20 protein-coding genes and 1 pseudogene are annotated in these 23,890 nt (G+C 35.8%); 3 read left to right on the top strand and 18 right to left on the bottom strand.

Annotated features, from left to right (window positions below):
* Positions 1 to 1,170, bottom strand: coding sequence for a glycosyltransferase family 4 protein (locus IPO46_05930; GenBank protein QQS64117.1), 1,170 nt, complete (start codon positions 1,168 to 1,170; stop codon positions 1 to 3).
* A 72-nt stretch (positions 1,171 to 1,242) separates the two neighbouring features.
* On the bottom strand, positions 1,243 to 2,634 hold the full coding sequence (locus IPO46_05925) for a glycosyltransferase family 4 protein (protein QQS64116.1): 1,392 nt from the start codon (positions 2,632 to 2,634) through the stop codon (positions 1,243 to 1,245).
* Positions 2,635 to 2,920: 286 nt separating this feature from the next.
* Between IPO46_05925 and IPO46_05920 the strand changes: the two genes are divergently transcribed.
* The gene (locus IPO46_05920) at positions 2,921 to 4,222 is read left to right on the top strand and encodes a hypothetical protein (GenBank protein ID QQS64115.1); all 1,302 of its coding nucleotides are present in this window, start codon (positions 2,921 to 2,923) and stop codon (positions 4,220 to 4,222) included.
* On the opposite strand, the gene IPO46_05915 is transcribed toward IPO46_05920, so the two are convergent.
* The 8 genes and pseudogenes from IPO46_05915 to rfbB form a co-directional block, all read right to left on the bottom strand.
* Positions 4,223 to 5,422, bottom strand: a complete 1,200-nt coding sequence (locus IPO46_05915; protein QQS64114.1) for a glycosyltransferase — start codon at positions 5,420 to 5,422, stop codon at positions 4,223 to 4,225.
* Between the two features lie 53 nt (positions 5,423 to 5,475).
* Positions 5,476 to 6,399 (bottom strand): hypothetical protein, encoded by a 924-nt coding sequence (locus tag IPO46_05910; GenBank protein ID QQS64113.1) that lies wholly within the window; start codon positions 6,397 to 6,399, stop codon positions 5,476 to 5,478.
* Positions 6,399 to 7,694 (bottom strand): oligosaccharide flippase family protein, encoded by a 1,296-nt coding sequence (locus tag IPO46_05905; GenBank protein ID QQS64112.1) that lies wholly within the window; start codon positions 7,692 to 7,694, stop codon positions 6,399 to 6,401. The genes IPO46_05910 and IPO46_05905 overlap by 1 nt, the downstream gene beginning before the upstream one ends.
* Positions 7,691 to 9,613, bottom strand: a complete 1,923-nt coding sequence (asnB, locus tag IPO46_05900; GenBank protein QQS64111.1) for an asparagine synthase (glutamine-hydrolyzing) — start codon at positions 9,611 to 9,613, stop codon at positions 7,691 to 7,693. Before asnB ends, IPO46_05905 begins: the two co-directional genes overlap by 4 nt.
* A 2-nt stretch (positions 9,614 to 9,615) precedes the next feature.
* On the bottom strand, positions 9,616 to 10,701 hold the full coding sequence (locus IPO46_05895; GenBank protein QQS64110.1) for a glycosyltransferase: 1,086 nt from the start codon (positions 10,699 to 10,701) through the stop codon (positions 9,616 to 9,618).
* A gap of 32 nt (positions 10,702 to 10,733) precedes the next feature.
* Positions 10,734 to 11,600: a glucose-1-phosphate thymidylyltransferase RfbA gene (rfbA, locus tag IPO46_05890; GenBank protein ID QQS64109.1), complete on the bottom strand. Its 867-nt coding sequence runs from the start codon at positions 11,598 to 11,600 to the stop codon at positions 10,734 to 10,736.
* A gap of 53 nt (positions 11,601 to 11,653) precedes the next feature.
* Positions 11,654 to 12,038: pseudogene (locus tag IPO46_05885) on the bottom strand (four helix bundle protein).
* A 152-nt stretch (positions 12,039 to 12,190) separates the two neighbouring features.
* Positions 12,191 to 13,246, bottom strand: a complete 1,056-nt coding sequence (gene rfbB / locus IPO46_05880) for a dTDP-glucose 4,6-dehydratase (protein QQS64108.1) — start codon at positions 13,244 to 13,246, stop codon at positions 12,191 to 12,193.
* 66 nt (positions 13,247 to 13,312) lie between these two features.
* On the opposite strand from rfbB, the gene IPO46_05875 reads away from it, so the two are divergent.
* Positions 13,313 to 14,653: a hypothetical protein gene (locus IPO46_05875; GenBank protein QQS64107.1), complete on the top strand. Its 1,341-nt coding sequence runs from the start codon at positions 13,313 to 13,315 to the stop codon at positions 14,651 to 14,653.
* Here the strand turns inward: IPO46_05875 and IPO46_05870 are convergent.
* From IPO46_05870 to IPO46_05840, 7 genes are all read right to left on the bottom strand, one after another.
* Positions 14,630 to 15,550, bottom strand: a complete 921-nt coding sequence (locus IPO46_05870; GenBank protein ID QQS64106.1) for a glycosyltransferase family 1 protein — start codon at positions 15,548 to 15,550, stop codon at positions 14,630 to 14,632. The genes IPO46_05875 and IPO46_05870 overlap by 24 nt on opposite strands.
* A 92-nt stretch (positions 15,551 to 15,642) precedes the next feature.
* Positions 15,643 to 16,740: a glycosyltransferase gene (locus IPO46_05865; GenBank protein ID QQS64105.1), complete on the bottom strand. Its 1,098-nt coding sequence runs from the start codon at positions 16,738 to 16,740 to the stop codon at positions 15,643 to 15,645.
* A gap of 8 nt (positions 16,741 to 16,748) precedes the next feature.
* Positions 16,749 to 17,951 (bottom strand): glycosyltransferase, encoded by a 1,203-nt coding sequence (locus IPO46_05860; protein ID QQS64104.1) that lies wholly within the window; start codon positions 17,949 to 17,951, stop codon positions 16,749 to 16,751.
* A gap of 51 nt (positions 17,952 to 18,002) precedes the next feature.
* On the bottom strand, positions 18,003 to 19,250 hold the full coding sequence (locus tag IPO46_05855; GenBank protein ID QQS64103.1) for an O-antigen translocase: 1,248 nt from the start codon (positions 19,248 to 19,250) through the stop codon (positions 18,003 to 18,005).
* The gene (locus IPO46_05850; GenBank protein ID QQS64102.1) at positions 19,247 to 20,365 is read right to left on the bottom strand and encodes a DegT/DnrJ/EryC1/StrS family aminotransferase; all 1,119 of its coding nucleotides are present in this window, start codon (positions 20,363 to 20,365) and stop codon (positions 19,247 to 19,249) included. The genes IPO46_05855 and IPO46_05850 overlap by 4 nt, the downstream gene beginning before the upstream one ends.
* Positions 20,362 to 20,838, bottom strand: a complete 477-nt coding sequence (locus IPO46_05845; protein ID QQS64101.1) for an N-acetyltransferase — start codon at positions 20,836 to 20,838, stop codon at positions 20,362 to 20,364. The genes IPO46_05850 and IPO46_05845 overlap by 4 nt, the downstream gene beginning before the upstream one ends.
* Positions 20,835 to 21,233 (bottom strand): FdtA/QdtA family cupin domain-containing protein, encoded by a 399-nt coding sequence (locus IPO46_05840; GenBank protein ID QQS64100.1) that lies wholly within the window; start codon positions 21,231 to 21,233, stop codon positions 20,835 to 20,837. Before IPO46_05840 ends, IPO46_05845 begins: the two co-directional genes overlap by 4 nt.
* A 148-nt stretch (positions 21,234 to 21,381) precedes the next feature.
* On the opposite strand from IPO46_05840, the gene IPO46_05835 reads away from it, so the two are divergent.
* Positions 21,382 to 22,704 carry a hypothetical protein gene (locus tag IPO46_05835; GenBank protein QQS64099.1) on the top strand — a complete coding sequence of 441 codons (1,323 nt, stop codon included), beginning with the start codon at positions 21,382 to 21,384 and terminating at the stop codon, positions 22,702 to 22,704.
* Here the strand turns inward: IPO46_05835 and IPO46_05830 are convergent, their stop codons facing one another.
* Positions 22,705 to 23,883 (bottom strand): glycosyltransferase, encoded by a 1,179-nt coding sequence (locus IPO46_05830; GenBank protein QQS64098.1) that lies wholly within the window; start codon positions 23,881 to 23,883, stop codon positions 22,705 to 22,707. It abuts the gene before it with no gap.
* Positions 23,884 to 23,890: the final 7 nt, after the last annotated feature.

The following is a 23,890-nucleotide window of genomic DNA, read 5'->3' as shown; positions in this document are numbered from 1 at the left end:
TTAAAGGTTGTTTTCTTTAATGAGTTTTTTATACTGCAAGTTCATTTGAGCCCAAAATTTTTCCCTATTATATTCCGTAGAAACTGTGTGGTAAAGGCTTTCGCTCATTTTCATCATTTCCTCTTTGTTTTGTAATGCCCATGCCAGTTTTTCCTGCATATCGGCTTCATTGTAGGTATCAAAAAGAAGCCCTGTTTCTTTGTGTTTTACAATATCTATATTGCCGCCAATATTACTGCAAATTATCGGCAGCTTCATAGCTCCGGCTTCCAGCAGCACATTTGGGAAGCCTTCCCTGTAAGACGGAAACACAAAAAAATCGGCAAGCGACATATAATATTCTACCCTGCCCGACCAGTAAATATGGATGATGGAATTGTTGTGTGTAATTTCTTTTTCAATTGCAGGCGAAAGTGGATCGAGTTGTTTTTCAAACTGGCCTACTAGCACCAGCTTGAGTGAAGGATCTTTTTTTAATAACTGGTTGAACGTATTTACCAACTCGGAAATACCTTTGTCTTTTACAATACGGCCAACAAAAAGCAGGTACTTACAGTTTTTATCGTAAGCAATGTTTTTCTTTATTTCTTCTAATGCATTATTGCGTAGCAGTGTTTTGTTAAATTTGGCAAGGTCGATACCATTGGAAGACCCCTTGCCAATTACCTCCAGTTTTTCACTTTTGGTGAAATTGTTTTCTAAAATAAATGATTTTAGTGATTCACTATTTGGCCACACATTTGTGGCACAGGAATAAGTAAAACGTTCTATAAATTTTAGCAGTTTCAGTTTTGCGCCAGTGGCAACCATTAGCGGCATACCTGCAACGGTATGAATCCTTATTGGAACCCTGGCCATTTTTGCTGCCATCATTCCCAGTAAGCCTGCCTTTGGAGTTTCACTATGAACAATTTCAGGCTTTTCTCTTGTAAATAGTTTTACCAGCTTGTAAAGGCATATTAAATCACCAAAAGGAGTTATGCTCCTGGTCATAGGAACCACTACATGTGGGCAAATTTCATTTTTAAGCAGGGTGCTTAACTCTTTTTCATCGGCGCTGGCCATTATTACATAAAAACCATTTTCATGCATATAAGAGCACTGGCCTTTAAGAGGATAAGCAAGCGCCATTGGTACCGTGGTAATTCTAATAAGTTTTGCCTTTTGCAAATAAAGTATGAGTTGATTAAGACAGCAAAACTACGGAAAACTAACGCTGAAAATCATTATTTTATGGCTGTATCACTCGCTGGAAAGCTGATTTTCCATATTATACCCCGGGTGTAAAAGCTGGCTGGCAAGCTGCCTGCACCGTTCAATAAATGGGTGATTTTTTTGTGGAGTAGCTACTGTTACCGTTTTTTTATAGGCTTGAAGCAGTGTATATTGTTGCAATATTTTTTGCCAGATGGCTGTATGCTGGTAATCGGAAAAAATAATTTTTTGTAAATCAGCAGCCATTTCGATCATTTGCTTTTTTTGAGTAAGGGAATATTCAATTGCTTCTATAAGTTCGGTAACATTACCGGTATTAAAAAGCAGCCCGGTTTTTTTATTTTGAACAATATCTACATTGCCTGCAATTTTGCTGCAAATTACCGGGAGCTTCATAGCTGCAGCCTGGAGCAACACATTAGGGAAGCCTTCCCTGTGCGATGGAAAGACAAAAGCATCGGCAAGGTGCATAAAATACTCCACATCATTTGTCCAGGATATATGGATTACCGCCGGGTTTTTTGTTATGGCAGAAATGGTATCCTGGGGCAAAGGGTCCAATGTATTTTCAAACTCCCCTGCAAGTATGAGCCTGAGGTGAGGATACATGGGTTGCAACTGTGCAAAAGCTTCAATTAACTCTACAATACCTTTATCTTTTACCAACCTGCCCATAAATAACAGGTAAGTATTTTGCTTTGAAAATTTTATTTGCAATTCCGTAGTGGCAATTTTATTGAGCATAAGCCCTGAAGTATTAAACCTGTTTAAATTAATGCCATTGCTGGAGCCTTTACCAATAATATCCAGTTTTGAAGGATTGGCCAGCTTATGTGCAACTATGTATTCTTTTAACGAAGCGCTGTTTGGCCATACATTACTTGCCGCCATGTAGGTAATTTTTTCAATGCATTTAAGCAGTTTAAATTTTGCCCCATTTTCAACCATCATTGGCAATCCTGCTACCGTATGGATACGGGTTTTTACACCACAAATTTTTGCTGCAAGCATGCCGAGCAAGCCGGCTTTTGGTGTATGGGTATGTACAATATTGGGCTTTTCTTTACGAAATAATTTTACCAGTTGATATAAGCATTTAAGGTCTTGTAAGGGTGTAATTTTTCTGGTAAAGGGTACAATTTTATGCCGGCATTTTTCATGGGCAATTACATCGGCAAGTTCTTTTCCATTTGCACTTACCATCAATACATCATACCCATTCTCTTTCATAAATTTCATTTGCCCCGGCAAAAGATATTTTAAGGCCATAGGAACGGTGGTAATGCGAATTAATTTTTTGGGATTTAATTTTACTACAGGTACAGGCTCAGTTTTTTTAAAGGCAACACGGAGCTTATTAAAAACGGGCTCTTGAAGCGGCTCACTATTTATAGAATTGAAGGTAATAATGGATTGCATGGCAGTTCATTAGAATGTTAGAAATACTTATTGGACAGTATAAAAACGTAGAAATGAGCCTATTATTGCGTTTTTTTTGAATAAAATGGGCTATTTTTCATTTTTAAATGCTACAACAAAAGAACCGGCCATCCGTAAACTAACTATTTCACAACCATGTAGTTTTGTAGTATGACGGATTTAAATTGAATAGAATAAATTCGCTTTTTTAATATTTAAAGTAAAAAGGAAGATGGGGTTATTAGATTTTTTCATGTTCTTATTAATTACTTTAGTTTTATTTCTGTTGTGTAAACAGCTAAGCAAAACCTGCAAGCCCGAACACCGTAAAATAATTATAATTGCCTTTTGGGCAAGGGTATTTAGCAGCCTTTGTTATAGTTTATTTGGTTTAATTGCCCGTGGCGATACGGTGGACCTTTATTTTCCCGAAGCGTATAATTTTTATAAATTAATAATAAGCAATCCTTCAAACCTCTATCTTCTTTTTCAGCCGGCACATGAGTTTGATGAAAACCTGTTGTATTTTAACCACAACCTGGGATATTTAACCACAGAAAATAATTACATGGTGGTGCGTTTTGCCTCTATAATTTGTTTTTTCACTTTTGGCAGGCTTATGGCAACCAATCTTATATTTGGGATGCTGGCTTTTACTGGAGCATGGAAGCTTTTTATTTTTTTTGAAGAGCAGTTTCCAAAATTGAGAAAACAACTGGCAATTTCCATTCTTTTTTTGCCTACGTTTTTATTTTGGAGTTCGGGTATATTAAAAGATACGCTTTGTGTGGGCGCTTTAGGATGGTTTACTTACTCGCTGTATCATTTGTTTTATGCTAAAAGAAAGCTACTCTTAAATTTTCTTATTGTATTGTTTTCTGCCTGGTTGCTATATATCCTTAAAATTTACATTTTGCTTTCTTTTTTACCAGCCATTGGTATTTACCTGGTTTTGCTCAATGTGGGGTTGGTAAAAAATACTTTGGCAAGGGTTTTTGTGGTGCTTTTGTTTTTCTTTCTGGGATTAGTGGGCTTTGTTCAGCTATCCGATACCATGGAAAAAGGGATTGGCAATTTTGCAAAAGAAGGTATTGAAGAACGTATTGTTGATTTGCAGGATAGTTATAAGGTGCAGCAAAACCGTGGCGGGGAAGGTTCGTATTTTACCTTGGGCGTTACATACGACGGAAGTATGGTGAGCCTGCTTAAAACAGCTCCTGCAGCCATTAATGCCACACTGTTCCGGCCATATATTTGGGAGTCAAAAAAAATCTCTACAATACTTTCATCTATTGAAAGCTTAATCCTGATGTTATTTACAATTTCAGTATTGCTGCGTTGTGGAATAAGGCCATTTTTTGGAGCCATTTTTAGAAAATCAGCCGTACTTTTCTGTTTTATTTTTTCTATTTCATTTGCCCTTTTTGTGGGCGCTTCCACCCTTAATTTTGGCACATTGGTAAGGTATAAAATACCCTGTATGCCGTTTTATGTAATTATGCTTTTTCTAATATTATATTATAACGATAAGCTGATTAAGAAAGGGAAAAAAGCAGTGGTAAAAAAAGCAGAAATGATAACAGCTTAATTATTCCTCCAGTATTGCTGTATATAAGGCTGTATATTTTTGTATGGCTTTAGGTAATGCATAATATTTTTCCGCTTCGGTTCTTATGGCTGCTTTATTAAAATTATTTTCCCCGGCCAATTGGTCAATCAGTTTCATAAATGATTCATTGGTAAAATCTTTGAGTACAAAGCCTGTGGCGGTGTTACGTATTATTTCTTCCAGGTCGCCTACAGCATTATTGGTAATTACAGGAATGCCCATGGCCATTATTTCGGCATGCTTGGTGGGTGAAGAGGAAAGTTTTGAAAATGCCTGTTTAATAAAAAAGAAAGAATAGTTGCTTATGGCAAGCCATTGCGGTACTTCGGCCCTTTTGGCGTTTACGGTAATTACTTTATCTGTGGATAGCCCATATTGGGCAGCTACTGCTAAAATTTGTTCGTGCCTGTGAGGGGAAATAAAAAGGAATTTTGCCAGCGGAAATTTTTCGGCAACGAGTTTACAAAATCTTATCATTTCTTCGGTTAAATAATAGCCGCCAATAGAGCCCAGGTAACTAAAAACAATTTCATTGGCTTGGATACCCAGCCCTTTTTTTAATTCGGCAATTGATGCTGTACCGTATTTTTGTGGATCAAATAATTGCATATCTACACTGCATGGAATAACCTGCAAAGGGGTTTTGCTATTGTAATAAGGCAATTTTTTTATGATGCGTTCTGCAGCATGTGTAAGGCAGTTGATGCCGTCGCAATATTGTATTTCTTGTTTTTCTTTTTGTTTAAAGTAGCGGTAAATAATATTGTAGACAGGATTTTTTAAATTCCACATTTTGCCGTCTATACGGCCATCGGCATAAAATTCTCTTATGTCGTGCAAAAACTTAATACCGAATTTTTTTTTGAGCCAAAGGCCTATTAATGCAGGCATACCGCTCCGGGTATGTACCATGTGTACCTGATGTTGCCTATGGAGATTTGCAGCGGCTTTTTTCAATTTAAAATTATCATATAAAGTAGAAAAAACCGCCGGCTTGTTATGGTAAGTCAAGGGAACCCAGGTAATGTTATACCCTTTAAGTGATTGTTCTATTATTTGTTTATTTTTTTCGTAAGCAACTTTTTTTTCGAGGCTTAAAATATAAAAATGATATGGCCCGCTACGGCTAATGCCTTGCAAGTAGGGAATTACCTGGCTTTGTCCTAGTGGATCCGTCATGCCGTCATGAGATATAAATAGTATATTTTTATCGGGTTTCAAAAATGTTGTGTTTATCTTCTGAATAAAAACCTAAGTTTATGTTTTAGGTAAAAAATAGCCCTAAACCTGAACGAATGTATTTTATATGTGTTGTGCTTAATAATCTCTTCATTATTTTCTAATGGTATAGGATATACAGGCAAATCTTCTGCAAAAAACTCATTGTTGCCAACCTGTCCGCTTACATCACAGTTGGTACCGCTGCCGTCAAAACCAAAATTAGCCGTAAGCGATTTTGCAGGATGCAGGCAAAGGCCATTGTTTAAAAAAACAGAGGTATGCCAAAGTGTGTTCCAGCTTTGAAATTTTTTATGGGCAATAGAATGAAGGCTCCAGTAATTTTCAAATGTGCCGTTGATATTGAGTTTTTTTAAATTGCCTTTTTGCCTGGCCAGTTTCATTAAAAGCAGCGGATCGGGATTAAATTTGCTCCAGGCCCTTTTCCATGTAGCCCAACCCCAGCAGGTAGTATGGTTAAAAAAGAAAGTACTTTCTTTAAGCGCTACATTTTCAAATTGAGGTTTGCTGAACCCGCTTATATGCATCACCCGCCCTTCATTTGCATAAACACCAAGTGCATCATTCATGTATTTTAAAAAACCCGGAAAAACCTGTACGTCATCTTCCAGCACAATTACCGTTTCATTTGTTTTTAAAACTTCATTTATACCATCAACAATGGAGTGAAATAATCCTTTATTCCCGGGCGCTTCCACAATTTTTATTTCTTTGCACCATTGTTTTTCCCTTACTACATTCTTTACCGCTTTATTGTTTTCAATTGCTTCAGAGTTTGCATTAGGTTTTGGGCCGTCTATAAAAATATACAAAGAAGTTTTGTCGCTAAGCCTGCTTTGCATCAGCGCTTCTAGCGTTCGCCTTGTATGGCTGGGGCGGTTATATCCAAAAAATGCAACAGGAGCCAGTGTATTCATTATTTCGAAATTACGGTAGTGTTGATTTTCTCTTTTTGCCTGATAAAACTATTTAAAAAAATAAAAATAAGTACGGTAAAAAATACTGTGCTTAAGAATGTACTCCACACATCTCCCCAAATACCAAAATATTTTACCATAATAAACCTTGTTGTAAAAGACAAGAGTAAGGACAAAACAGTAAGGTATAACATTTTCCTGTTCCACTTACTGTAAATGAGCACCTGAAAATAAAAATTATTAATTGACCAGAGGTAAGAAGCTGCTGCGCCAACAAAAAAATAACCAATGCCTTTTATATAAAGTTTGTTGATAAAAAAATAATAAAGAAAAAGTACTGTAATTATGCAACCCAATGTAATAATGCTTACCAGTTTTATAAAACGCAAAAGGTGCGGTTTAAATACGGTATAAGAAATGCCTTCTTCTTTAAATGCTTTGTAAAGCTGCGGCTGTGTGTAGTAGGATGCGCCGTATGAAAAGCCGCCAACCATGGCGCCAAAAATAGTGGCAATGGCATATATGCCAATTTCAGCTTCATCTATTTTAAAAAACGCCAAAAATGCTTTGTTGCTGAGGCCAAGCATAAAAACACAAAGCTGAAATAAAATAATGGGAACACTAAATTTGATCTCTTCTGAAATGTGTTTTAATTTAAAATCAAACCTGAGGTATTGTTTTTTCCATAAGTAAAACATGCTTACGAAATTAATGGTTACTGCGGCAATAATAATTCCTCCTATACGGCCGTACCAGCCTTTATATAAAAATACTACTAATAGTACAGATGCGCCATACTCCAGTATTGTTTTGCAAATATTGATAATGGAAAAAAACCTTACCTCATTTTTGTTTCTTAGTATGGTTAAAAACATGTCGTTAAACAGGGTAAGGTATATGAGCAAGGGGATAATAAACAACAACATGCCGTTAATATGCAGCTTATTGTTGAAATAATCTTTAAAGAGGAGTAAAAAACCAATTACCAAAACCATCATGACCAGTGCTATAATAATATTTTGAGTAAACGATTTTTTGAAACTTTCTTCGTCTTTGGCAAAAAAATCCCTGGAGGAAGATTGTACCAAACCCAGGGTGATGAAGGGTGTAAGCAAAATAAGGTTGCTGGAAAAAATACTCAACATGCCATTGTCTGCCGGTGTTAAGTACTTTGGGTTGGTAAATAATGGCAGCAATAAAAACGATACGCCACGGGAAAAAAAGAGTACAAATACGTAAGTGGCAACTGTGCGGTAAGTGGTGTTTTTATATATGCTAATTAAACGTTCTTTCATGAGCCTGCCGGGTTTTTATTCATCCAGGTATCGTACCACATTTGAAACATAAGCAGGTACCAAATTTTTTCGGCTCTTTCTGTTTTGCCCTTATAAAACGAGTTGCGAATTTTTTGAATTTCATTGTTGTTGAACAAGCCCTGCTTTTCAATAAACGAATCGCTTAAATAAAAATCTACAATGGCTTTTAATTCATTTTGCAGCCAGGAGGCAATGGGTATACCAAAGCCCATTTTTGGCCGGTCTAATAAATTTTGTGGAATATATTTATGTACTATTTGCCGCAATAAATATTTTTTTATGCCTTTGTTGTATTTTAAATCAATGGGCAATTGCGCTGCCCATTCAATAATCCGGTGATCGAGAAAAGGCTCCCTACCTTCGAGGCTTGCACTCATGGTTGCCCGGTCAACTTTTTGTAAAATATCGTCGGGCAAATAGGTTTCGTAATCAATGGCCATTATATACGGCAGCGGCGAATTATATTCTTTTGTCAATTCCTTACTATCAAAAGCCGTATCTAATTTTTGAATATTACTTTTAAATAAATTTTTTATGGCAGCATCATCCATTTGCTTGGTAAGGCTCATGAGCAAATTTTCTGCAGAAGCATTTTTAAAAAGGTTTTTTACTTTTTCGTACCTGCTGGTAAATAAATATTTTTTATTAAAGTAAGGGATGCTGTTTGCCGGTATTTTATCCATTACTGCGGCTGCGGCATTTCTTACCGGCTGCGGCATGAGCCTGAGTTTATTGCCCAGCTTTGTAATATAATCATACCGGTTGTAACCTGCAAAAACCTCGTCTCCTGCATCGGCAGATAAGGCTACGGTAACCTGCTGCCGGGCAATCCTGCTCACCAGTGTTGTGGGTATAGCGCTGCTATCGGCAAACGGTTCATCATAGTAATAAGGAAGCTTGGGTACAATTTCCAAAGCTTCGGCAGCAGTGCAATAATACTCCGTATGCTGTGTGCCTAGGTGGGCAGAAATTTCTTTTGCATAAGGGGCTTCATTAAGCCCGGCATCGGGTACGCCAATGGTAAAAGTTTTAATTTTTTCGGTATTGTTTGCCTGTAATAAAGCGGTAACACAACTGCTGTCGTAGCCTCCACTTAAAAAAACACCCACGGGCACATCGCTTACCATGCGGTACTGACATGCACTAAGCAATAATTTTTCTGTTTCCTCTATGGCTTCGGGCAGGCTTATATTGAGCGTAGGTTTATTGTAAGCATTGTACACGCTCCAATATTGCTCAATTTTTATTTCTTTTTTGGATACGGTAAAGTGAAAAAAATGGCCGGGCTTTAATTTATAAGTATCTGTAAAAATACAATGAGGCGCAGGCACATAGCCAAATTGCATATATGCGCCTGCTGCATCAATATTGATATTTTTTTTAAAATTTGGGTGTTGCATTAATGCCTTTAGTTCCGAGCCAAAAAGAAACAAATCATCGTTCCAGTAATAAAAAAAAGGTTTTACACCTGCCCTGTCTCTAGCTGCAAAAATTTCTTGCTTTGCTTCGTCATAAATAACAAAGGCAAACATGCCAATAAATTTTTGTAGGCAGGCTTGCTGCCATTCTGCATAGGCATGGAGTATCACTTCGGTATCGCTATGGCTTACAAACTGGTGGCCTTTGGCAATAAGTTCGTCTTTTAGTTCACGGTAATTATAAATTTCACCATTAAAAGTGATATGAAATTGCCCAAAATGCTGCGGCTGGCTGCCAGCATTGCTTAGGTCAATAATGCTAAGCCTGCGATGGCCAAGGCCAACTGAGGCGTACGGAGTTTGGTAAAATGCATATCCCTCCCCATCGGGTCCACGCAGTTGCATGGAGCGGTTCATTTTTTCTAATTGCTCCTTTGTAGTGAGTTTTTTAAAATCTGCAAATCCTGAAATTCCGCACATAATTAATTATTGGTTTCGGTTAGCGCACTGGTATAAGCTATTCTAAGTGCTGCCATGTGATGGGCTAAGGTAAAATTATCCATAACCCTTTTCCAAACGCCTTCGGCCATTTTTTGTTGTTTATTTTTATCGGCAGCAATAGATTTTAATTTTTGTACAAAATCATTGGGGTTGTTTAAATCAAAATAGATAACTTCTTCGCCTCCCTGTTCCTTGAAAGAAACGATGTTGCTGAGCATTATAGGCATTTTAAGCGCCATTGCTTCCAGCACTGCTACAGAAAAGCCTTCGTATAAGGAACTCATAGTAAATAAATCATACAGCGGTATTATATCCTGTATATTGCTGGCGGCCCCTTTCAGCACTACCGGTAAATTTTCCTTTTCTATTTGTTGTTTTAAATCTTCATACTGGTCGCCCATTCCGTAAATATGTAACTCAAAGTTATCATGCTTTAGCATACGGAAGGCATCTAAAAGATAAGTATGGTTTTTTTGGATGGTGGGCCTGCCAACGGTTATGAGTGTAAATTTTTCTGCTGAAGTAGCGGTTTTAAATACTTCTTTTCGTTTTGCAAAAACCCGGGGATCTACAAAGGAATATGCTTCAATTTTTTTGTGTGGATGGAGTTTAAAAAATTCAAAATATTCGTTTACCACACCTATAGAGTCGCCCATGATAATGGATGGCCGAAAACGATAGCTGAATTTTTCCAGCCATTGCATTAATTTTTTTTTATACTCTATAGATTGTGAAACATAAGTATGTATAGTAGTTACCAAAGGTATATGTGCCGGTGTGGCAAACCTTGCCAAAATAGTGGCCCAATATAAATGGGAATGCACAAGAGAAATATTGTTTTGCTTCAATATTTTTCTAAAGCGAAAAAAATAAAATGGAGTAATCAGGTAATGTTTAATATTGAGGCAAATGAGCTTATGTGGATGAAATTGCGGGAATGCATTGCCTTTAAACAAAGTAATTACAATATTATTAAACTCTGTTAATTCATTTACTTCAGCAACTAAAATAGTTTCTGCGCCTCCTTTGCCGAGGTTTTGGATGATATGGGCAATGTTTTTCTTCAACGGATATTTGAATGCTCAAAGTTATTTGGAAATTATTGTTTCTCTATAATATTGAGCAAATACTGGCCGTAACCGCTTTTAATTAAGCCCTGAGCCAGCGAATTAAGCTGGTCTAAATTAATAAATCCCATACGCCAGGCAATTTCTTCGGGGCAACCAATTTTTAAGCCCTGCCTTTTTTCAATTACCCTTACGTATTCACTGGCATCGCTAAGGGAGTCAAAGGTGCCGGTATCGAGCCATGCAAAGCCACGGTCTAAAACGGCAACTTGCAGCTTTTTTTGTTCCAGGTAAATTTTGTTTAGATCGGTAATTTCGTATTCGCCCCTTGGGCCGGGCTTTAATTCTTTGGCTATTTTCACAACGGAGTTATCGTAAAAATATAGGCCGGGCACGGCAAAATTACTTTTTGGTTTTAGCGGTTTTTCTTCAAGGCTTACTGCAGCAAGGTTTTCATCAAACTCTACTACACCATATCTTTCAGGGTCGCTCACGGGGTAGGCAAATATGGTAGGCTGGCCCGAGTTTGCAGCCTGCTGCAACAGCTTACTAAAACCGCTGCCGTAAAAAATATTATCGCCCAGCACCAATGCTACTTTATCGTTGCCAATAAATTTTTCACCTATTACAAACGCCTGTGCAAGGCCGTTGGGTACTTCCTGCTTTGCATATTCAATATTGCAGCCCCATTTTTTTCCATCGCCGAGAAGGCGCATAAATTGCTGCTGGTCTTCTGGCGTGGTTATTATTAATATATCTTTTATACCTGCCAGCATTAATGTGCTGAGCGGATAGTAAATCATGGGCTTGTCGTAAATAGGCATGAGTTGCTTGCTTATTCCCATCGTTATTGGGTAGAGTCTTGTGCCTGAGCCGCCTGCTAGTATTATTCCTTTCATTATGTTTAGGTTTGCTTAGATAGGGTAAAGGTAGTTTAGAAGGTTTAGAGGTTTTAGGTTTGTTTAGGGTTTTGTTTGATTATTGATTGTTGTGATTTTCTTAATCTTGCAATTAAAAATGTTTGTATTTCCACTTGCTCCCTTACTTCTATATATTGTTCATTTGATAAATATCCTAAATCTTTTGCTATAATCAAGTTATTTAATAATTCTATTGCGCTGCTGTAAGAAATGGTACTAAAATACGAATGGACTTTATAAGTTTTTCGGGAAGTTCCTTTGCTACATTTAATGCAATAGTAATGGTTGACTTCCTCATTTGTGATACGAGGCCGAATATTTCTTCTCCGGGGAATTTTTGGGTGTTTTTATAGGTACACACTGCTAATTTTTTACATGCTGCCAGCATTCCAACTTTTCAAATGAGTACGTTTTCATGTAATGGGTTTTGATGAATGATTAATTAGTTTAGTAAGGTTTAGATATCCAATTTTACGAAATATTTCTTAATTCACTAAACCAAATATTATTAACTTCAACACATCTTAACTCCTCAATCCATCACAACTAACTTCAACCATTATCAACCGCTAAATCATCTTCCCATATTGTTCCTGGTAATAGCTGGCATAATTTCCGCTTACTACATTGCTCAGCCATTTTTTATTGTTTAAATACCAGTCAATTGTTTTTGAAAGGCCTTCTTCAAATTGCAGGGAGGGTTCCCAGCCGAGTTCTGTTTTAAGTTTTGTGGCATCTATGGCATAGCGCATATCGTGGCCTGCACGGTCTTTTACAAAGCTTATGAGCTTTTCGGAGGTGCCGGGTTTACGGTTGAGCTTGCTGTCCATTTGCCGGCATAGCTCCTTTATTAAATCAATATTTTTCCACTCGTTGTGGCCACCTATGTTATAGGTTTCACCAATTTTACCGTTGTGAAAAATAACGTCTATTGCACTAACGTGGTCTTCTACATAGAGCCAGTCCCGTATATTTTCGCCTTTGCCATAAACAGGCAGCTGCTTGTTGTTTATAATGTTATTGATGCTGAGCGGTATGAGTTTTTCGGGAAAGTGAAAGGGGCCGTAGTTGTTGCTACAATTGGAAATTTTTACCGGCAAGCCATAAGTGTGGTAAAAAGCCCTTACCAAATGGTCGCTGGATGCTTTAGAGGCAGAGTATGGGCTGCGTGGGTCGTAAGGCGTGGTTTCGTAAAAAAAGCCGATTTCGCCAAGTGAGCCATACACTTCATCGGTAGAAATATGGTAAAATATTTTGTCCGTTAGATTATCTTTCCAGGCTTCCCTTGCGGCCAGCAATAAATTTGCCGTACCCATTACATTGGTTTTTACAAATGCCAGCGGATCGGTAATAGACCTGTCTACATGGCTTTCGGCCGCACAATGCAGCACAGCAGTAAATTGATGGCTGGCAAAAAGCTGCTTTACCATTTCGCCATCGGTAATATCGCCTTTTACAAAATGGTAGTTGGGCGCCTGTTCAATATCTTTTAAGTTGGCCAGGTTGCCGGCATAAGTGAGGGCATCGAGGTTTACTATTTTGTACTGTGGGTATTTGTTTACAAATAACCGGGTAAGGTGTGAGCCAATAAAACCGGCGCCACCTGTAATTAAAATGGTATGCATAATTTTAGGGCGTAAATTTACAAAAATATAAATAAGGAAAATTAATCCTTTAATTAAAAAATTAATTTGAAGCAGGTAATAACTTATTGGGATTTTGCTTTATTGCCTGTTTACCTGCTTATTATTAGTAAATGTATGCAGTATTACCGGTTGAAGGTATTGCATCTTTCTAAAGAAATGGCTACCTATTTTACCTGGGCTTTTAGGGTAAAAATGCTTTTTGCCGTGATATTTGTTTTGCTTACCCAGTATTTTTTTGGCAAGGGAGATACAATAATGTATTATGAAGAAGGTGTACAACTCAATAAGTACATAACCGAAAACCCAGCCAATCTAAAATATCTTTTTGCTCCTGCAGAAGACTACTGGAATTATAAAATGAGCAAGGGTAATTATGAACACGAAGGATATATTGAGCATGAAGCCAATTTTATGCCTATGCGGATAGTGGCTTTTTTTAGTTTTTTTACTTTTAGAAATTTCACCATTACCACATTATTTTTTAGTATACTGTCTTTTTTGGGATTGTGGAAATTGTTTGAAGCGTTTGCCCCACTTTATCCCAATATAAAAAGAAATCTTGCATTGGCCTGCTTATTTATACCCAGTGTAGTATTTTGGAGCAGCGCTATTTTAAAAGATACTTTGTGTATTATGTGTATTGGATTTTTGATACATGGCATTTTTTATTTAATGTTTAAAAAGTTTTCAGCTAAGGAGTTTGGCTATTTAGTATTGTTTGGTACGTTATTGCTTATTACCAAATATTACATAGCACTGGCTTTGCTGCCGGCAATATTTATACTATGGATATTAAAAATAAGAGCCAGTATTACCAATATGTTGATAAAGCAAATTCTGATTCCTTTAGTACTTGTATTAATAGTGATACTGGTATATGCTTTTACCCTGCAGTTGGAGAGTAAAATGGAGGAAATGACAACGGATGTAATAAGTGAAACCATTGCAGAAAAAAGAAAAAATTTTGAAGGAGTTCAAGACCGGGGTGAGGGAAGGTCTTTCTTTGAATTGGGAGAAGTAGACCTTAGTTTAAAAGGCCTGCTAAAAATTTCACCCAAAGTTATAAATGCAGTTTTTTTTAGGCCGTATTTTTGGGAGTCCTCAAGCCCCATAATGTTTTTGAGTGCTTTTGAAAGCACAATTTTCATGTTGTTTTTTTTATATACCCTTTTCAGGGCCGGTCCGGTTGGGTTTTTTATTGCTTTGTTTAAAGACAAAGTGCTATTGTTTTGCCTGGTATTTTGCCTGGCTTTTGGGTTTATTGTGGGTATTACCACTCCAAATTTTGGGTCGCTGGTAAGATACAAGATACCCTGTATCCCGTTTTTTTGTATATTATTGATAGGGATTAATGCACATGCCTTATTTAAGAAGGCCGGCAATTAAAATGGGAAGCCCGCTTTTTTCAATAACAGAATTCCATTCAAAACTTTGCATTTTTGGATTTTTATATTCAAAGGATTCAATATTTTCCAAGGTAAAATTAGAAAAATCATCTTTTAAAAAAAGAAAAGAAGCCTGGTTGTCCGATTCAAACTTTTCAATCCATTCGTATCTATTAGTAATGATATTTAAATTGCAACTACAATAATCTAAAACTTTTGTAGAGGTTTGAATATTATATGGATGTATGTTGGGTACATAATTTATTGCGAATTTACATTTAGCCAACTCCTTGGGCACCTCATCATAATTTAACATGCCGGTAAAGTGTATGTTTGTACAATTGCCAAATTTATTTTTTAGATGCGGGGTTGGTTCCCCAATTAATAATATAGTTTTGTTTTTAAGCCGTTCTTTAAAATACACCAGCATGTCTTCAAGTTGCCTTAATTGATGCATATTGCCCAGGTAGCAAAAATCATATTGTTTTTGCTGCGGCAGGTTTATTGCGTTTAAAAAAGAGTTGCCAACACCCATATCCCTAATGCAGGAAGCAACATTATCGTTAAAGGCAAAGGTGTTTTTAACAGCTTCATTTAAAAATACCCTAAACTGTGGTTTGCGGGAAATAAGTTTTTTTATTATGTTCTTTAATCTCGAAAGTGGAGGTGTTGAAAGTGAACCATACTCATGTATTTTGATTACACCTTTTTTGTAAGGAACCCTGTCTATACCCATGAAATGCCATTCTACATCATAACGCATACCCGAAAGTTCACGGGTGTTTTTTACCGTCTGCACTTCGTAACCATGCCGGGAAAAATATTCCATATAGGCCTTTAATTCCGGCAGGTAAGGGTTAAAGGGCTTTATAAATACAATTTTTTTAGGCTGAGGCATAGCTTATAAAAATTACCAAAATAATGCAGGCTGTAATAAACAGGCAATTAATATTTATTTGTTAATTACTTTAGATATTTTCAAAAACCGTTTTATTTTGACGTTTCGTTGTTGTTGGTTAATAATTCAAATAATTGCTCATATTGTTCGATCACTATCGAAATTCCATAGCGACTGATAATTTTTTCTTTTATTTTCAAAGGGTTAAAGTTAATGGATTGCGCCGTAATGATGGCATTGGCAAATATTTTTTCATCATCTTCATTTACCAAAATACCGGTAACACCATCTTCTATTACTTCTTCACCAACGCCAGGGGCTTTAAAAGCTATTACCGGCTTGCCTTGTGCACCAGCTTCCAGTACAATATTTGGAAATCCTTCATTATATGACCCTGATAAAACAAAATTACATCCGGAAATATACTGTGCCGTATTTTTTACCAGCCCGGCAAATATAATTTTTTGTGTAATACCAAATTTTTCTGTAGCCTTATTCAGTTCATTTAATTGTGGGCCATCGCCTAAAATAACCAGTTGCCAGTTGCCGGGCAAATATTTCATTGCTTTTAAAATGCGTAAAAAACCCTTTTCGGGCACCAGCCTGCCAATTAAGAGTAATTTAAGTTCAGCATTTGTATTAAAATGCTCAGCTTCTACTGCATTGAGTACTTCAACAGGGTTGGGTATTACCTGTAATATTTTCGACTGTATTTTAAAGTTTCTACAAAGGTCGTTTTTCATTTGAGCCGACTGGCAAATGATGGCATTGGCATTATTGTAGAGTTTTTTTACCAGCCAATTATAAAGGTTGCCCAGCTTTGTATTGTTATTATTGCCGGAAAGCACCGAGGTTTCTCTGCATACCAGTTGATATTTATTGACAAAACAAAATTTTTTAAAAAATGTATTTAGGATATTCAGGTCCTGCCCATTTGAAAAAACAATATCGGGCTTTTCCCTTTTAATGAGCCGATAGATGGCCCAAGCTGCAACTTTTACCTGTTTTTTTTTCAGGTCAATAAAATTTAGCTGTGCAATATCCTGGGTATAAAAATTATTTTCTCCATTAACCGCTACCAGTAAAATTTTAAAACGCCGGTTGCAGAGGTTGTTGCAAATTAGGGTAATAACCTTTGAAGCACCGCCGTAAAACAGGTTGGGCACAAGAAAGATTATTTTTTTTTGCATGGTAATAATTAATGTTTTGTGGAAATTTGTAGAATATTGTCAATAACCTGCCTGTACTGATTAATATTGATATTAATATTAAAAACGGCAGCCCTTTCAATTGCTTTTATTTCAAATGAAGAACGAAGCGTTTTGTCGGTGTAAGCCTTCATCATGCCTTCAGCTAATGCTTTTGAATTATTTACTGCAGTTAATATTCCAAAGTCTGCAACTTCAATGCCTTCCTTTACCTGTTGGGATGGAAGAGATGAAGGAGCCAGTAATTCCCGTGGACCCGACAGGCAATCTGTAGAAACAATCGTTTTGCTACAGGCCAACGCTTCCAGTAAAACATTGGGAAACCCTTCTGTATATGAGCTTAATACCAGGCAATTGGCATTAGAAATAAACTTGTAAGGATTTTGCTGAAACCCACAAAAAATTACATGATCATTAATGCCAAGTTTATGTGCAAGCATTTTTTGGGTATTTTCCAAAGCTCCACTCCCCACAAAAATTAATTTTGCATTTATTAATGGTTGAATTATAGAGAATGACTGGAGTAAAAGTCCAAAATTTTTTTCGGCCCTGAAATTTCCAATAGCAATAAAATAGAAAGCTCCTGCATCTGAAAAACAGTCAGGTTTTGGCTCCCTGCTCATTTGCTGAATAGCGGCAATATCTACGGGGTTATAAATAACTTCTATTGGCGTAGTAATTGCAAAGTTATTTTGTAAATCTTCTTTTGAAATGATGGAATTGCTGATTATAATATTGGCTCTTTGATAGGCAAAATGAATTAATTTTTTTGTAATAAATCTATATGAATAACTACTGCTGGTAATATAATTTAACATTTGGCTTTGATAGGATCGTTCACACATGATTATTTTACCTTTAAATCCCCAACAACTTTTCATAAATGCAGTTACATATGATGGCCTGTTTAAAAAACTAATAACTAATTCTATTTCAGTTGCTTTACAGTATTTGCTTAATTTACGGGCAATTAATGGCAGCCTAAGCAACATCAATGAATTACCCGTTGAGGGGTTTTCCTTTAAATCAACTAAAACAATATCTTCAGAAACGGGGAAAGCTATTTCTTTATGAAACAGGGCAAGGTGTATTTCATAATCATCTTTTAGGTGGTTAACCATCATAGAAACTACCCTTTCGGCACCGCCGAACCTAAGTGTATTGATAAAAAATAATACTTTTTTCTTCCTCATTTATTATTCTAAGTTAAATAATAAGTTGTCAATACCTCAAAACAACTACAGTTATACTTTATAAAAATATTTTTTGAGCAGCCACCACATTAATATCCAATAAAGGCCATAGTTTAGCGCAAATGCATAGGTTGCACCAATTACACCATATTGGCCAATAAACCACCGGGATAAAAATATTAAAGTAACGGAAAATAAAATTTCTGTTATGATATACTCTTTTGTTAAAGCTTTTGCCAGCATTAAGTAGGCCAAAAGCCAACTACCTATTTTAAACACATCTCCAAGTAACTGAAATGTAAAATAAGATTTTGCCGGTAAAAAATCTTTTGAAAAAAGAATATGAATTATTGGTTCTTTCAATATCCAAATTGCAAAAGCCATAGCTATTACAATGGGTAAAATAATTTTATAGCCTTTAAAAATCTCTAGCCTCAACTCTGGTTTATTGTCAATTTCAGAAAGCCTGGGTAAATAATACACAGCGAGTATTGAAGTGATAAATGCCAGGTAATAATCGGATACTTTTGTAATGGCCTGCCAATATCCTGCATCGGTAAAAGAAAACCGGGTAATAATAATTTCTCTTATTTGAATTTGCGTTAATGGTAGTACTATGCCGCTTACTGCTGCCATTAATGAAAACTTAAATAATTTACTTGCTGTTTCTTTATGATATTTTATACCTGAGATGCTGAAAGATACCCCTGCTTTTTTTGCAATAAATAAATTAATGAGTAATACTACCAATGCCTGTACTGATGAAGAAATTAGGGCACCGCTAATGCCAAAATAAAAAGTGAAAACAAGCATAAACAATACGCCAATTATTGAGCTGCTAACATTAACTGCAGTGAGCCATTTTATTTTTTTTAAACCATTTAATATTGCTGGAAACAGCAAGTTAAAAGCAAAGGCAATGGTACAAATTCCATAAGCTATGTACACTTTAGAATAAGAAGTATCTTTAAAAGACATTTTAGAAAAATAACCTGACAGAAGCAGGCTGATAACAGTAATAAATAATGAACAACAAATCATAATAAGCAAGGCTGTTCCTATTACCTCTTCCTGTTTGCCGTTTTGCCTTCGAAACTCTGAGAGGTATTTGATGATGCCAATAGAAATTGCGCCTGTTGCCAGCATATTCAATATGGCCACAGTATTTTGAAACTGGCCAAGATAGGCAATACCTTCGGGCCCAATTTTTACAGCCACAACTTTAACAATTAAAAAACCACTTATAAAAGTTGCAAATGCAGAAATCGAAGTATAAAGACTGGTTTTTTTTAAATTCACGGTTTATATGCATTTATAACCTTGCAAACTGTATCGTATTCTTTAAGTTCAATAACCGGGCTGATGGGTAACGAAATTACTTGCTGGTGAATTTTTTCGCTTATGGGTAAGGAAGCCATGGACAGTTCAATATATGCTCTTTGCTTATGTGGAGGTATAGGATAATGAATAACCGTTTGAACCCCTTTTTCTGTAAGATATTTCTGAAAATTATTTCTATTTTCAACGCTCACTACAAATAAATGCCATACATGGTCAAATAATTGTACAATGTTTGTTGAAGATTTAAAGGGAAGAGTAATGAGTGGGTTATTGATATTTTCATGATAATATTGCGCTACCATTCTTCTGTGTTGATTATCGGCATCAAGAAAAGGTAATTTTGTAGAAAGTAATGCAGCTTGCAATTCGTCAAGGCGGCTATTAAACCCACAATATAAATTTTCATACTTTTTGAATGAGCCGTAGTTGCGTAATGCTTTTATGGTATCGGCTAACTTATCGTTGTTGGTTGTAACAGCGCCTCCGTCTCCCAGTGCACCCAGGTTTTTGCCCGGGTAAAAACTAAAACCTGCTGCATCTCCCAGGCCGCCGCATTTTTTTTTATTATAAACAGCCCCATGCGATTGGGCACAATCTTCTATTACCTTTAACCCGTAATTTTTTGCAATATTATTTATGGAGTCCATTGCACAAACCCTGCCATATAAATGTACAGGAAGTATAGCTTTTGTTTTAGGCGTAATTTTATCTTTAATATTTTCAGCATCTATTAAGTAAGTATTAATATCCGGTTCTATTAATACCGGTCTTAAACCTGCACGGGTAATAGCTAATATACTGGCAATATAAGTATTTGAAGGCACTAATACTTCGTCACCACATTTCATTTCACCCATTTCCTTATAGGCTTCAAGTATAAGTATTAATGCATCTAATCCATTGGCTACACCAATACAATGTTTTACATTACAATAAGCAGCAAAATCTTTTTCAAACTGTTCAACCCTGTTTCCTAAAATAAACCAACCGGAATGTAGTACTTGATTAAAGGCTTCGGTAAGCAGGTCTTTATGCCTTTCATTAATTTGTTTAATATTTAAAAAAGGGATCATTTTTTATTTGGTCGTATAATTTTTTTTATAACTCTGGCAGGGTTGCCATAAACTACCGTAAAATCATCTACATTTTTGGTAACTACGCTGCCGGCTCCTATCATAGCATATTTACCTACTTCTACACCGCCTAAAATAGTGGCATTTGCACCAATTGATGCACCTTTTCGAATTATTGTTGATTGAAACTTATCGGGATATTCTTTGGAACGGGGATATTTATCGTTTACAAAAGTTACGTTGGGCCCAATAAACACATCATCTTCTATTCTTATGCCATCCCAAATAAAAACCCCGGCTTTAACGGTTACCCTGTTCCCAATTACTACATCGTTCTCAATAAAAGTATGACAATTAATATTGCAATCTTCCCCAATTTCTGCATTGGATAGGATAATGGCAAATTGCCAAACAATAGTGCCCTTTCCTATTTTTTTGGATTGAACATCTGCCAACTTATGAATACTACTCATGATATTTTTTTGAATTCATTATAATCCCTTATATAGTCAGACTCGTTGTAAACAGAGTTGGCAATACACATTTGTACAGAATTGTGGGAGTAATGCATTTCGTGCCAGCAATATTTGGGTAAAAAAATACCGATATTTGGCGTTTCTAGTATAAATCGCTCTTTTTGGCCTCCCGGCATTTCAGTATGTACAATAATTTTGCCGGAAACGGCTACCAGTATCTGCTCCAGCTCATAATGTGCGTGGCCACCACGGTTGATGCTTTCGGGAGTATAGTAAGTCCAGTAAATACGTTCCACATTAAATGGCAGATTGTCATTTTCTGCAACAGATATATAGCCAATCATGGTATTACCAATCCTGGGAAACTGTATTAAATAAGGTTGTTGGTACATAAATTTTAAAACTGGATATTCGGCTTTTTTAGAATATGCAAAACTAAGAAAACTATTGGTGCAAAAGGGAACAAATATAGTTAACAGATGCAGGGCTTTTTTAGTTTTGCTTTGTTATAGCAACGGTATTGTATAAATTTGAGCTAATATGAAGGAAAATATTTTAACCAGTTGGGATTTTCTTCTTTTATTTTTTTATTTTATTGTCTTTTCTTTTGCACTCAGAAAGTTCATTTTTAGGAAAGCAACAATAGGAGAAAAAAAACTCCTGTTGATTTTCTTTTTTACTAAAGTGGTTTATATATCGCTTCAAACCTATTTGGTAGCATATGTTTGGCGAATGACAGATAGTATGTATATTTTTGAGGAATCGAAGAATATGGTAGGCCTGGCACAAAAAAATTTTTCTAATATAGATTTGATTTTTAAAAGCGCCCTAAATTATAAGGAAGTGCTTTGGTCTGAAAGCGGACTTAGTATTCAGCCAGGAAGTGATATGGAGAGAAATTTTTTTCTGGTAAGAGTTGCGTCTGTCATTTATCCACTTGCATTTGGCCGGTATTTACTTATTTGTTTTGGGTTTTGTGTAATTTCTACTATTGGTGTTTTTAAGCTGTACCAGGTAATGACAAAAGTGTATCATTCGCCAAAGTATAAAAAAGCAATTGCTTTTTGCCTCTTATTTATTCCCACGGCAACTTTTTATACATCTCCCATTTATAAAGAAACATTGGTGTATGCCTTTATGGGATTTTTGGCTGTAAACATTTATAATATTTATACCAATAAAAAGAAAGGAATTAATATTCTTCTGCTGTTAATGGTTACACTTTTTATACTTCTGGTAAAGCCTTATACTATTTATGCCCTTTCATTTGCTTTGGGAATGTCTGTATTAATTTATTATTTAGCAAAATTGCAAAACGATCATATATTTAAAAAATTCCTGGGCTTCCTAATTATTACAGGCGTTATGCTCTTTGTTCTTTATTTAGTAAACTCCTACGATGATTTTATTTTGGATTTTGTTGATACCTCTAATTTTTACCAGGAGTTGTATAATGCCGGCGAGGCAGGCTCTTCATTTGAAATTGGCCAGATTGAAACCTCTTTTGCCGGCTTAATTAAGAAAGCGCCATTAGCATTTTATACTACATATTTCCGGCCGCATATTTGGGAAGCAGGAAATGCTTTTTTACTCTTTAATGCCATAGAGTCATTTATGGTATTAGCGCTTGTTATTTTTACTTTCATTAAGAGATTGAGAAGCATCAACCAGTTTTTTAAAGAAAGTATCCTTGCAAAAGTAATCTTGTACTATTGTATTTTGATGGGAATATTAATTGGGCTTACAACATTTAACTTTGGAACAATTGTGCGGTATAAGGCTACGGCAATGCCTTTGTTCTGTATGATGTGGTTTTTAATTTTATTACATAGCGGCCCAAAAAAAAGGAAAAATGCTGAATAATTATTTATGTCTGAATTCTTTTTGTATAAAATATTTTACCTGAATTTTTGTGAGTAAGAATAATAAATTACTAAACCATGAAATTTTAATTGAAGAATTTTTGCCTCTTGCAAAGTGTTCAATAAATTTTTTCCCTACTTTTTCAATGGAGTAAAAAGCAGCTTTCTCTATTGACTTTCTCCTTTCTTTTTTATAATCATCATCGGACAGGTGCAATAATTTTTCTATTGCATTTGAATAGTTGAATAGCGGCAGGTTTTCACCCGGCTCTCCTACAATATTTTCGGGCAAGTTGCCTAAGAGGCCATAAGTATGTTCTACGTCGTCTACAATTGCTACCAATGAGGGTAGCCCAATACCCGATGCTTCGCCAACTGTGGTTCCCATCCCAATGAAACAATAACTGTCTTTAATAATGTCATTTATTTTTGTATATGGAACACTACCATATAAAGTAATGTAATTTTGCAGGCTTAATTCCTCAATCATTTTTTTCAGTTGTCCAAAATTTTCACCTTCACCTACAATATGGTAATTCATATCTTTATATCCCCTTTCTTTTAAATTGGCTATTGCTTTTATTACGCCAAAGGGATAAGGTTTAAAATCGGTAATTCGGCCAACACTTGAAAATTTATATTTAATATAATTGCTGCTAAGCTCCTGGCCTTCAATATTCATTGGAAGTGGAATAATGGGAGATTTTTTGAGGCTTAAGTTATAATATTGGCTATGTGATTTATGACAAACTTCATCCATGAAAATTATATTTTCTGCAGGCAGCAGGTTAAATACTTTTTTATTCAGGTGTTCTTTGTAATTGGGTAAAAATTTTGTAGGCACAAATGATTGCCTGGGGTGATAAATACCCAAAAATACTTTTGCAGCAGTATAAAAAAGGCGTTGTATTTGTAGGCCAATAATAGCGTCGTCGCTGGTGAGGCAATAAATAACATCAAAGCTTAAAGATTGATATTTTTTTGCATGCGTTCTTACGTTCCATTCATTTACTTCAATAAGTTTTTTCGGCTCAGGCAAGTTTAATAATAATGATGATTTTTTATATTTTGTGAGATAACAATTATGGCCATTGTTGTTGAAATAATTATATAACCTTAAAGCAAGGGTTACCGTTCCATGAATATCCGAGCCAATTTTTTTTACAATTAGTATATTCATGGCTTAT

The organism is Chitinophagaceae bacterium, assembly GCA_016699815.1.
Lineage (GTDB): Bacteria > Bacteroidota > Bacteroidia > Chitinophagales > Chitinophagaceae > Ferruginibacter.
The sequence above is the reverse complement of the archived record's forward strand: the minus strand, read 5'-3'. Positions and strand labels throughout refer to the sequence as shown.